The organism is Buttiauxella noackiae ATCC 51607 (assembly GCF_001654865.1).
GTDB classification, from domain to species: Bacteria; Pseudomonadota; Gammaproteobacteria; order Enterobacterales; family Enterobacteriaceae; genus Buttiauxella; species Buttiauxella noackiae.
On sequence record NZ_LXEO01000063.1, the window covers coordinates 54,815 to 67,990 of the forward strand.

The following is a 13,176-nucleotide window of genomic DNA, read 5'->3' on the forward strand; positions in this document are numbered from 1 at the left end:
TTTTCCATCTTAAACAGCCAGTTACCGGCGAGTGATTGTCGGGACTGTAATGTGCTTTCCAGACGCCAAAGTTTGTTTTTCCAAAGCAGCAAGCTGCATGGATAAAGGTTGTGCTCCCGATGCGATAACAGTCGGTTGTTCAACCTGCGTCGCTTCCTGCGTGACCAACGTTTGAGCAAATGAGCTGCGCTCATCGGCTTGTCCAATACCAAACGGGCCAAATGAGTTTCCAAGCGAATTCTGCCCAAGGGCGTTATTTTCTAAGCCAGGTAAAGTGCGTTGCTCACGGCTGTCGCTGTACCAGCGGGAGAACAGAACTGCCTGCTGCATAACTGGCGCATTCGCATGCTCTATCCCATAGCCATAGGCAGCAAACTGGCTGTTAAGCCGGGTCTGAAGGCCAATAGCATCACTTTGTAAATCATAGACGAGCGGCAGAATAAACAAGCCCGGCTCATAACTTTGGCTGTAAGTGGTCAGTGTCTCTTCTTCTTCAGGGCCAAATATCTGGTCGCCATTGCGGTCGTCGACATTTGGCATCGCCGTGACGCCGTGAATCAAAATGGTGAGACGTGCTTCGCTGACGTCGCCATCGCTGTCGGTGATGGTGTAAACAAACACCTCAGTAAGAGTGGCGTTCGCTTCAAGTGCTGCCACACGAGGGTCGCTTCTGTTGACTTCGTAGCGCCAGTTGCCCTTGCTATCGAGGGTTAGCGTGCCGTATTGCCCGCCGCTCGAGCCACCAATGGTGCCTGCACTACCCGTATTTTCCGATACGACACCCGTGACAGGGCCGTTGTTCGCTGCACCATCTGCACCGATGCGATCATCGTTAAACAAGTTGCCGCTGGCCGACTCCTGGTTCTGATCCTGTAAGATTTCCGCACTGTCATCAGTGGCGGTCGGGTTGTCGTTGAAAACGGTAATACGTAGCTGCCCGATAGTGGTGCCGTTCACCTGAACTGCGTAGTCGTTGTGCGTACTGACCTGCCCCGGCTGAGACACCGCTTCACGTAACGTGAAGTTGTAGTCTAGGCGCGCAACACCGTCTGCGCTGCTGTAGTACGCCAACAACTTGATGGTGCCAGTCTCGGTTTCGATAGTAATTGGCGAGAGAGGGTTCAGTCGCAGAAGCTGCTCTGCGGTGATGACGCGCCCCTGGAAGGTGAGCGTTTGCAGCCTGTCGAGTGACAGAATATCCAGCGTGCCGTTAACCTCCTGAGCGCCAGGATCAAGCGGCGTCAGGCCAGATTCTTTCACCGAAATTTCCACCGATGGCGCAACCAGAATGCGCAGCGTGCCGTTAGTTTCGCCGCCTTCGTTGCTGTCGCTCACCGTGTAGGTTACCGGAGGCACAAAGCCACGCCAGCTGGCGAGTGGGGTAAAGCGATAGCTACCGTCTCTCAGAACCGTCAGGCTACCAACACCTGCCAGTACGGCCGTTTCGCCCGCGCCGTAACTTTTGCCGCCAACCTGGAAACCAGACAGATGAATTGGGTCACCGTTCGGGTCGCTATCGTTGGTTAACACGTTGCCAGAAACAGGCTCACCTTGTGGAGTGATGATCCCTTCCGGGTTAACCACTGGCGCGTCGTTGGTGACAAAAACAGTTACGGTCGAGGTTTCAGTTACCCCGCCGCTGGTTACGGTGTAGGTGTAAGTATCGGTGCCGACAAAACCGCTGCGCGGGGTGTAGATTATCTGGCCGTTTTGCAGCGTGGCAGTGCCATTTGTTCCGTTGGTTACAGCGGTGATAGTGGCATCTGGGTTGCTGAAGCTATCGTTGGCTAATACGTCGGTCGTTACCGCATTACCTGCGTGAGTCGTGGCTCTATCTGGCGCGATATCAACAACAGGCGAAACAATAATATTCAGCGTGCTGGTGGCATTACCGCCGATCAGCGCATCGTTAACCGTATAGGTGATGGTCGGTACTCTGCCGTTCCAGTCAGCCACCGGAGTCAGCGTGTAGCTGCCGTCAGCGCGCAGCGTGAACTCACCCACGCCTGCGATAATCACCGGATACCCTGCCGGAGCGGTTTGCCCATCGACATTAAATTGCGTGATGGTCAGCGGATCGCCGTCAGGATCGGCATCGTTCAACAGTACATTACCGGTGACGACATTATCTTCCGGTGTGATGTTGATATCAGGCCGTGTAATCGGCAGGGTGTTTTCCACGGTGACGCTGACCGTGGCTGTTTCCTGAATACCGCCGCTCAGTACCGTGTAGGTGTAGCTGTCTGTTCCGACATAACCCACGTTTGGTTTGTAGATTATTTTGCCATTTTCGATGGTGACCGTACCGTGGCTGCCCTGAGTCACGGTCTGGATAATTTTATCGCCATTGGTGAAGGTGTCGTTGGCGAACACATCGGTGGTGACAGAACTGTTGCCATGGACCGAAATGTTATCGTTAAAGGCGTCCTGTACTGGGGTAATGGTGATACTCAGTGCCGCGCTGGAAACACCACCGGTGTTGCCATCGCTGATTTGGTAAGTCACTAGCGGTAAGGTGCCGTTCCAGTCCGCAACCGGCACGAAATTCCAGCGGCCATCGGCTTGCATGGTTAATACACCCATCCCGGTGAGAGTGAGCGCAGTGCCTGGCGTATAGAGTGTGCCGTTGACGGTAAATCCGGTGACGGTGAGGGCATTTTTATCTGCATCATCCGCATCGGTATCATTAGCCAGCACATTGCCGGAGGCGGTGCTGTCTTCAGGCGTGGTGCTGGTGTCCGGGTTCGCCACAGGTGGCGTGTTGGTCATATCCACTATTACGGTGGCTGTTTCGTTTCTGCCACCGCTTGTCACGGTATAGGTAAAGCTGTCGCGGCCAACATAACCAGCAACAGGGGTATAAACCACTTTACCGTTAACGATAGTGGTGGTGCCAAAGGCGCCGTCGCTGGTGGCAGTAATCTGTCTGCCACTGTTTTCGAAATTATCGTTAGCCAGAACGTCGATGGTTACTGGCACCCCGGCATGAGTGGAGCTCGAATCGCCAACAATGTCTGCGACTTCAGTCAATACAAGTGTCAGCGTGCTGCTGGCGGTGCCGCCGATATGACCGTCGCTGATGTTATAAGTCACTACGGGTACTGACCCGTTCCAGTCCGCGACCGGTACAAATTTATAGCTGCCGTCGGCATTAAGCGTAAGAGCGCCGATTCCGGTGATGGTCACCGTTTCCCCGGCCAGATGCGGCACCGTTTCACCCGGTAAGGTAAAGCTTGTGACGCTAAGAGTGTCGGTGGCGTTACTGTCGGTGTCGTTGCTTAATACGTTACCGATAAGGGTCGTGTCTTCAACGTTGGTCTGCGTGTCGGGAGTCGCGACCGGTACAGTGTTCGTTACCGTCACGTTTACGGTGGCGATTTCCGTTCTGCCGCCACTGGTGACGGTGTAGGTGTAGGAATCTGTTCCGACATAATCTGGCTGTGGCGTGTAGGTCACAATGCCATTGCTGCCGATAACGACGGTGCCGTGGGTTCCCTGAGTGACTTCGGTAATCGCTTTGTCACCATTCTCGAAGCTGTCGTTAGCGAACAGATTGTCCGAAGAAGACGTGCCCGCCTGAAGCGAGATGTTGTCATCAGCGATATCCACGACAGGGTTCACGATAATATTCACCTTGCCGGAAACCTGGGTGTCGCCGTTGTCATCGGTTACGACATAAGTTATCTGCGGAACGTTGCCGTTCCAGTCAGCGACAGGGGTGAAGGTGTAACTACGATCATAAGAGAGTGTAAATGTGCCGACGCCCGGAATCACGGCGGTGGCCGTGCCGAATCGGTTTATTGCGAACACACTATTAATGCCATCAACCTGGAAGGAGGTCACGCGCACTACATCGAAATCCGGGTCACTTACTGTCAGTCTGCCGCTAAGTTGTGCGCCATCTTCATTCATCGACAGGTTCATATCGGTGGCGACAGGAGCGGCATTTGTGACGATGACTGTTACCGTACTGGTTTCGGTAATGCCGCCGCTAGTAACGGTATAAGTAAATGTATCGGTGCCCACAAATCCTGGCGGTGGGGAGTAGCGAATCGTGTTATCAGACAGCACAAATACTTGCCCAAGCGTGGTGTTGTCACGAATGGCTGTGACGGTCTGGGTATCATTGATGAAGGTATCGTTACCCAGCACATTTATGGTGACCGCGTTATCCGCATGGGTGGTCGCGGTATCTGGGGCAATATCCACCACTGACCGGACTTGTATAACCAGGGTACTGATCGCCTGGCCGCCGTTGTTGCCATCGCTGACGGTGAAGGAAATCGGTGGCACGATGCCATTCCAGTCCGCCACCGGTTCAAAGCTGTAAGACCCGTTACTGTTGATGGTCAGCGTCCCTTTCCCTGCAATGACCACTGGGACTGCCGGGGTTCCTACCGTATACGTCGTGCCATCAACAGTGAAATCCGTCACTGTGATTGTGTCGCCATCGCCATCTCTTGCTGTGATAAGCAGATTGCCATCCAGCCGGGTATCTTCGGCAGTGCTGTCTGCCGTGCTGCGCAACACAGGCACGATATTGTTCATGGTGACGGTAATCGCGGCGGTTTCTGTACGATTGCCACTGGTAACGGTGTAATTAAATACATCATCACCGACATAACCGTCATTAGGCGTGTAGATCAGCGTTTTGCGGTCGGCACTGATGGTTACCGTGCCGTGTGCAGGGGTGGTGACGTTAGTTATGATTTTGTCAGGGTTGCTGAAATTGTCATTGATAAACGGATCAATGGTTATCGGCTTGCCCGCATGGGTGGAGGCAGAATCGTCGGCGATATCAACGATAGGGCGCACGGTGATATCCAGCGAGCTTTGTGTTGGTGAGCCACCGGTGTTATCGGAAACGTTGAATGTGATGGTTGGGACGATACCGTTCCAGTCACGAACAGGTGTAAAGGTATAGCTGCCGTTGGGATTGAGAATGAAAGTCCCACTCCCGGCAATCGTCACCGTGTCGCCCGCCGGATGGTTCTCAGACGAGCCTTCAATCTGGAAGTCGACCACATGTAGCGGGTCACCGTCCGGATCGCTTAGCAAACGTAAAACATCACCGCTAACTGGGGTATCTTCGTCTGTTACAGCAAACTGGTTACTGGCGGTTGGCGGCGTGTTAGTCATAAAGATAAACACGTTCGCGGTTTCCGTTATCCCGCCGCTGGTCACCGTGTAGGTGTATTTATCACTACCAATAAAACCGGGGTTCGGGGTGTAAATCAGAGTGTTATTCGGCCCCTGAGTAACCACGCCATTTTCCGGTTGGGTAAAGCTTGTGACGGTTCTGTCCGGGTTTACGAATGTGTCGTTTGCCATCACATCTGTGGTGATAACCGTACCGGTATGTTCGATTTCGATATTATCCTGGGCATCAACAACCGAGGTCACATGCACGCCCAACTGGCCAGGGGTATCACCATTGCTGTTGCCATCGGTAACCACATAGCTTACGGCGATATCACCATGCCAGTCGTCGCCAGGCTTGTAGGTATAAGTCCCGTTGGCATTCATGGTCAGCGTACCGTGGTTATTCCCAAGTATTGCCGTCTCACCCGCATTGTACGTTGTCCCATCAATAGTGAAGGATTTCACCGTGAGCGTGTCGCCATCGGGATCGCTATCGTTGGTTAATACGTTGCCCGTGGCTGTGGTGTCCTCATCAATGGTCTGGATTTCGTTGCCCACAACTGGCGCAAGGTTGGTGACGTTTATGGTCACCTTCGCGGTTTCCTCCACACCACCACTTACGACGGTGTAGATATAACTGTCGGTGCCCACAAAACCAGGGTTTGGCGTGTAGGTCAGCACGCCATTAACATACGACAGCGTGCCGTTTGTCGGTGCTGACACCGTCGTGACGGTTTTATCCGCATTGGAGAATGAGTCGTTAAGCAGCAGGTCAGAACCCGGCATCACCAACGGCACGTTGGAGTGGGTGGAGAAAGTGTCATCACGTGCATCAGCTACCGCGGTGATAGTGACCGAAAGAGTGGCGGTATTCGACCAGTGCGAAGTCGGGTTGTTGTCATTGGCAAAGTCGAAGAAATTCACCCGCCCGTTAGACACACCCGATAGGGCTGGATCAGTGGTATCTGAGGCGCGTAATTGCAAGCCCCCGGTCACAGTCCCGTTGTAATCTGGCAGGGGAACAAATCGCATCTGCGTGTTGCTTGCCAGTACAAAGGCATTACTTTCACTGACATCAGACGGAATTGTCGCCCACGTTGTGCCATTGAAGTATTCCCAGTGGCCCTTGCTGGCATCGGTGGTGTCGCCGTAAATTGCGATATAACCCAGAGGGCTGCTGGCGTTGCCGCCACCTGCGATGGCACTCTGGTTATCGGTGGCATCACTGTAAACGGACTGGAATATGTTCCCGATAGTTTGCGTACCGTTAGTATCTTCAGCGATGGTAATTGTTTTATCACCAAGCGTAGGGCGGTCATTAATGTTGGTGACCACGGTGCTGAGCGTGACGAGCGCTTCACTGTAAATAGAGGTGCCGCCGTGCCCGCCAGCGCCGCTGATATTTGTTACCGCACCATTGGCCGGAACCACGGGCGTAGTGGAAACATCGCCATTATTGTTGGTTTCGACCAGGCGCACGCCAAGCGTTGAAGGGGTACCAAAATAGTCTGGAGCCGGGACAAAGCGCAGCAATGAAGTTGCGGTGAGTACCAGCGCATTGCTGTCGCTGCGGTTGCCGACCGCCAGCCAGTTGGTGCCATCGAGTGAATACTGCCACTCACCTTGCGCGGCATTAGTGGTGTGGTTGGTAATCGCTACGCCATAAAATGCATCGGCGCTGCTGCCACCCGTTCCACCATTTGCGCTGTTATTAATGGTGTCACGATCGTCATTGAAGAAACCGGTAAACAGCTCGCCCACGGTTTTGCCCGTCACTGAACCGCTTAGCGTGTCTTCTTCAAGCGTCGGAATGCTGACAGTTGGCGTACCGACCACTACTGGCGCATCATTGACCGCATTGACCGTGAAGGTAAATGCACGTGTGGTAATGAGCGCCGATGAAGTGCCGCCCACACCATCCTCGTAGGAAACTTGCCCCGGGTCTTGTTGCGGGTTGTTAGCACCGATGGGGAGCGTGTCAGGGCGTGAGCCCGAGTTGCCACCATCGTTAACCGTCACCGTCACACCGAAACTGCCGTTCCAGTCAGAACGGTTCGCACTGCCGGGTGCATCAGGCAGCGTAACTCGCAGGGCCGCCAGATAAGTATTCACCTGGGCGTAGGAGCCGGTAAAAGTGAGCGTGTCGGTACCCGTACCCGTAAATGAGCCGCCGCTGCCTGTTGGGGCAACAAAGACAAAGCCATTGGGTAATTTGACGGTGACCGTCATGGTCTGGCCACCGGCATCCGTATCACTGATAGTAATCGGCGGGAGTGTCACGGTGGCGTTGTTTTCATTGGTGCTCAGCGCCGGGTTTCCACCCAGCACAATCTGCGCCGGGTCGTTAATACTGCTCTGGAACACGGTGCGATAAGTTGATGCGACGTTTTGCTCAAGCCCGGCAGGAATCGCCGCGTAAGGGCTGATAACCGTGTTGGGTGGAAGTGCGGTTCCTACGCCATTTGCTGCAACGTTATTGCCACCGTTGGCACCGCTAGTCAGGTTGCCGTTCGCATCGCGTACCCGGTCGTCAACAATCACTTCGACGCGGTAATACTGGTCTGCATCATCGAGGATTGCGCCGCGCATATTGACTTGCAATTGCGCGAGGTAGGCATTGATTTGCGCGACTGTGCCGGTGATAACCAACGGAGCGTTCTGCCCATTGGATGGCGGGTTAACACCATCCGGGCTGCCGGTTTGGACTATCACACCGGAAGTGGTGTTTAGCGAAGAAATATTGATCGCGGAGTTTTGCTGATCGCGATATTGCAATACTGACAATGGGTTACCATTTGCATCGGTGATTCGCACCGTGACCTGCACAATGTCTTTTTCACCCGTCGCAACACCGCCTGCATCTGAAATGTCAGGATCACCAATCACAAAACCACTAACGTTGTTGCCTCCCGGGGCATTGTTGTCGAGCAACAATATATCGGTAGGCCCAGTGACGGTTGGCGGATCGTTCACCGGGATAATGGTTAATGCGATTTGTACATCGGGAGGTGCCACACCTGAAGTATCCCCGACGGTAGCCGTTGACGTGTCCAGATGAACATTGAGTGTTACATCGCCTGCTGCCGCACCGTTTTGGTCGTGGTTAGCATTGTTGGCACTTTGGTAAGTTAATCCATTTGCCGAGTTATTAATTAACGCCTGAATGGCGTCGGCAGTACCGGTAAGAGTGAGCGTTCCTGAGTTATCGCCCTGGATTGTAACGCCGTTAATCTCGGTGTTGCTGTCATTGGTTAAGCCGCCAATCCCCAGTTGCCCTTGTGCGACGGTTAACGTCACGGTGACCGGCTTACCGAAGGCCGTTGATTCCACGTCGGTAATAACAAAATCGCCGCCAATAAACGTCGGCTGATCTTCAAAAGTCGACTTATTTGGATTGCCCACGACCAGATGCCCAGGATCGTTCACTGACGAGGCGTTTATCACGACCTGGTTGGCCGAGATATTGCCGTTCGTCAGCGGAACAGCATTCTGATACCAGTTGTAATTTTGGTTATCGACTATGCCAGGCGATGTCCCAAACGCCGGATTAGCAGGTTGGTTAACCGGCCCGCCGTTCGCTTCACCGGTTAACTGACCATCAGCCGTCCGCAGGCGGTCGTCGGTAATGACTTGAACCTGGTAAACTGCGTTGCGATCGTTCGGGAAACGCACGGTTAAACCGCTAAGGGCGCTATTTATTTGTGCAACGGTGCCGGTCAGTACCAGATAGCCATTTGTCCCGCCCGTTATCGTCGCACCGCTTGCCGCATTTGCAGCAAGCACGATACCGTTATATTCGGCCTGGCTGAATGCACTACCATCGCTATGCAGCAAGCGCACTGTGGTCTGAAGGATGTTAACCGAGCTGTTTGTGCCCGTAATATCCGGGTCGGCGACCGTAAAACCTTTCACGGCCTGAGAAATTCCAATATCAATCGGCCCGGAAGGTGCTGTGACGGTGGGTTTGTCGTTGGTTGGCGTGATATTAATGGCAAAGTGGTTGTTGGCTTGTTCTTTGTCACCATCAGACAGCGTGAAATTGAAACCGTCGGCATTCAGGCCGTTACCGGTCACTTCATCGCCGTTATTCAGGTAATAGATACGACCATTGTTAATGTCAGCCTGCGTGAAGGTTGAACCATTGCCGAGGACGCTAAAGTTAACACCATCGGTTGAGTACGCGAGACGGCCATGAGTTGGCGTTGTGGTGACGGTAAATTGCACCTGCTCGGGCGTGCTGTCCGGGTCATAAGCCTGAAGTTGTGAGCTATTAATTTGAACATAGCCGCCTTCGACCACAGTCGCCGGGTTGTTAGCCGGAGGCCGAGCTTCAGCACCACCCACAAGGTTTGGCGAATCTGGAGGCACAACGATATCTGGGCTATCCGGCGTCTGCGGGATTTTCGGACCATCGTTCACGTTAGTGATGGTAATGCCCACGGTGGCATTGTTGGCCGATTGCAAACCCCAGCGGTCCACCGCATAAGTCGTAAAGCTGGTGCTGCGGACTTCAGAACCGTTGCTGACAAAACGCAGGCCACTGGTTCCATCTCCCTTTAAAATGCTGGCATCAAGCTGCAATGTGCCGATATCTGCATTAGTGATGGTGACCCAACTGGTGCCATTATAATATTGCAGCGCACCGCCAGTAGGCAGCGTCAGGAAGCCAAATTTGAGTGCGCCCGCTCCGCTGACATCATTATTGTAGGCGTAGTTATTGCTGTTATCGGGTCGTAGAAGTTCTCCTTCCCACGATGAGCCGCTATTTGCATCATCCGGGTCGCTCAACTGCAACTGCGAGTTGGTGATAACAACCGTTTCACCTTCAGCTAAAACCGTGTTTGAAGAACCGGCAATCACAGGCGCATCGTTAATCGGGGTGACGAACACGTTCATTATCGGGTTCCAGGTCACCGCAACCGGATTGCCTCGTGCATCTAACGTCACCTGGCCCGCAGAAACCGAGAAGCTGCCGTCGAACATGAAGTTTTCACCGCCGTCGTGACGAACGCTGATTAACCCCTGGTTCAAATCGGCCTGCGTAAAGGTGCCGAATGCGTTGATAACCCGATAACCTCCCTGACCATCACTTTTCAGGATAGTCAGGCCCGTTTGTCCAGAGGCGCTGCCGAGGAAGGTATAAACGATTTGCTCAGGCGTGGCGCCTTGCACCACGTAACTCAGTCCTGGCGTGCTGTCGGTGATTTTCCCGGTGCCTGAAAGAGTTAATGTTCCCCCCTCGAGAAGCACGCCATGAGGTGCGCTGTTAGGGTTATTTATGTCTGTGCCGATATACCCGGAGTTTGTGGTGGTAGCCGGAACATTTAACACCGGCAGGCCGCTTGGGTCAGGGTTATTTGGATTATCGGTGACGGCCAGGCCAATGGTGAACTGAATATGGGTGAGCTGATCACTGGCATTCCCGCCATCCCATATCCCACCCTGACGCGTGAACGTTGTGCCATCCGGGTTCCAGCGCAACGCGGTGGAGTGGTCGATGACGCGGAAATTAAACACATCTATTCCACCGACGTTGGAAGCCAGGTATTGGGTGTAAACCACCCGGCCTTCGGCGATATCCTCCATCGTAAAGGTGTCGCCGCTTTTCATCAGTAGACCGTTCAGGGTCAAATAACCGTGTGTTAACCCCTGGGCATCAACGATAAAGCTCACGCGGTCGGCCGATGAGTCACTATCAATGGCTGCCAACATTTCTGGTTGCAGCACGACGTTATTCGGGCCTGTTGTGACTTGCGCATGCAATGTCGAATCTGGATTGAGGTACGGGTCATCATCAACGGGCTGAATCGTCAGTGCAATTATCGCATCGCTACTGGCAGGAACGCCTGTACCGCCGCCCTGGTCAGTAACACGCACGCCAAAATTATCCTGCGTAATGCCTTCTGAACCGTCGTTTTCATAGGTCAATTGATTACGATCGGCATATCTAATCTGCTGGTCTATAACGACGGGCAAACCATTAAAATAGAGTGTGCCGTGGGTTGGCAGCGAAGTAATGGTTAGGGTGAGATCGGTATCCTGTGTATCGCCTCCGCTGCCCGCCACAATGTACTGCCCAACATTCCCGGTATTAACGGCGTTTTCTGGCTGGCCTTCAAAGACAATACCGCCACCCGAAATAGTTGGCAGTTGGTTTTCTGGCGCAATCTGAAGTGTGACCGTGACGGAGTCGGAAAGATTTATTGGCGTAGCACCGTCATTCACATTGGCAGAAAAACTGTCGGCGGTATTTTGCGAAGTGCCTGTTGCGGTATGGACATATTTCAGAGCGTTATTCTGCACATCCTGCTGGGTAAAGACCGAGCCAATACCCAGCCGCGTGCCGTTTAGCGTCAGATAACCGTACTGCGGCATCGCCGTCAGGCTGTAGACAATTTGCGAGGCGCTTTGCGCTCCGGCTGCAACATCAGGGTCGATTGCGGTCAGTGTCTGATCGTTAATCACAGTACCGGAGCCATTCTTTTCCGGCACGATTAAGGTTTTATTTGGAACCGTTACCGGATCGTTTGATGGGGTAATCGTGACATGCGTGACCAGGCTGTCGTTGCCGGACAGACTTAAGATATAAAACTGCACATCCGTGGAGGCGGACTGTTTGCCCAGTTCAGTATCACTTGCGGTAAATTTAAGTGAGTTTAACCAGGCTTGTGCATCTGCTACTGAACCCACGAATTCGAGTGTCTTCCCGGATTGAGTACCATTGACTAAATCGCCTACGGCGCCGTTGGTCAATGTCACGCTGATCGCAACATTTGCATCACTGGCATTAATCGTTATGCCACTAAAGCTGCCGGTTTCGGCACCAGGGTGTAGAGAGCTTGGCTCAGAAACCACCATATCCGGTTTGGTGGTGGTGAGTTCAGGTGCTTGCAGCACGCCGTCGTAAGCCAGTTCCAGCGAACGTGTTTCGATAACGCCAGTACGGGATTCAAGTGTCCAGTCAGCCGCTTTTGCCGCGCTACCTGTTTCATCATTCGAAGCCGCAATGTCCGCATGGGTATAGTCCGCCATACGGCTAATCAGAATGGTGTCTTTAGCCGTGACATTGCAGCCATACAGCAAAATATCACCGTCTGTGGTCAGCTTTTCGCCAAGGGTTTCTAATTGCTGCTGATATTGAGTAATCGTTTTGTCATTAAGTTTGTCGCTACCGAGTGTTATCTCATCGCTGGCGCCATGGCTGATGATATGAATCGCCGTGATATTTTTATCGTTTTTTAGCGCTTCATTAATCTGCTCAAGCCCGGAGTGCTGAGAGTCCAGTACCAACACGCGGCTGCCTTCAGGCAACTGACTGACCAGAGATTGCCAGTTCTGGACATGGCTATCGACGACATAAACTTCATGCGGCGCAGTTGCATCTGCAGGGGCTGGTGCTGTTATTGATGCTGGTGCAGGCGCCGATGGAGGCGGGACAAAAACCGCTTTCGATGCGTCCGGTGCGTTATCGTGGTGTTGGGTATCAAGCGGGTTATCCGCATGATGAGCGGCTTCAACGACGGCTGCGCCATCGAACAACTGCCGAGGCTCCAGAGCGAAACGATGATGGCGTGGACGGGTTGGATTGTCGTTTCTTTGTCTGGACATAGCGCATCACTCTGTTAGCGGCTTCGGTAGCATTAACGGTAATGATACATCTGATTTACATAGTATGAATGTATTAGTTGGCCTTATTACATAATATTTACGAATGTATTTGAGATTATTCCTGGTGAGATTTACAGGTTCTTTACTGGAGCAGTAAAAACATAACAGCAGCAGAAATAGCTAAATTATTGCAATGAAAAGTAATAAACCACCGTTAGGTTATTATTTTTTTTGATTTTTCAGGGAGAGGGGAAGAGTTCTGAGCGAATGATTAGATTCGATTTTTTTGCCGTTGGGGTTAATTAAAAAAAAGAACGACAGGCTAAATAATAACCAATTCTTTCGTTTCGCTTATGATGATTGTTATAGGAGAAATGGTTGGTTACCAATCAATGTTAACAACATCAGTTATCCGGGAAATAAAAA

General features: G+C 52.7%; 1 protein-coding gene. It reads right to left on the reverse strand.

All coding sequences use genetic code 11. The features are described from left to right. Positions 1 to 21: 21 nt before the first annotated feature. The gene (locus M979_RS19245) at positions 22 to 12,750 is read right to left on the reverse strand and encodes an Ig-like domain-containing protein (protein ID WP_083963948.1); all 12,729 of its coding nucleotides are present in this window, start codon (positions 12,748 to 12,750) and stop codon (positions 22 to 24) included. Positions 12,751 to 13,176: the final 426 nt, after the last annotated feature.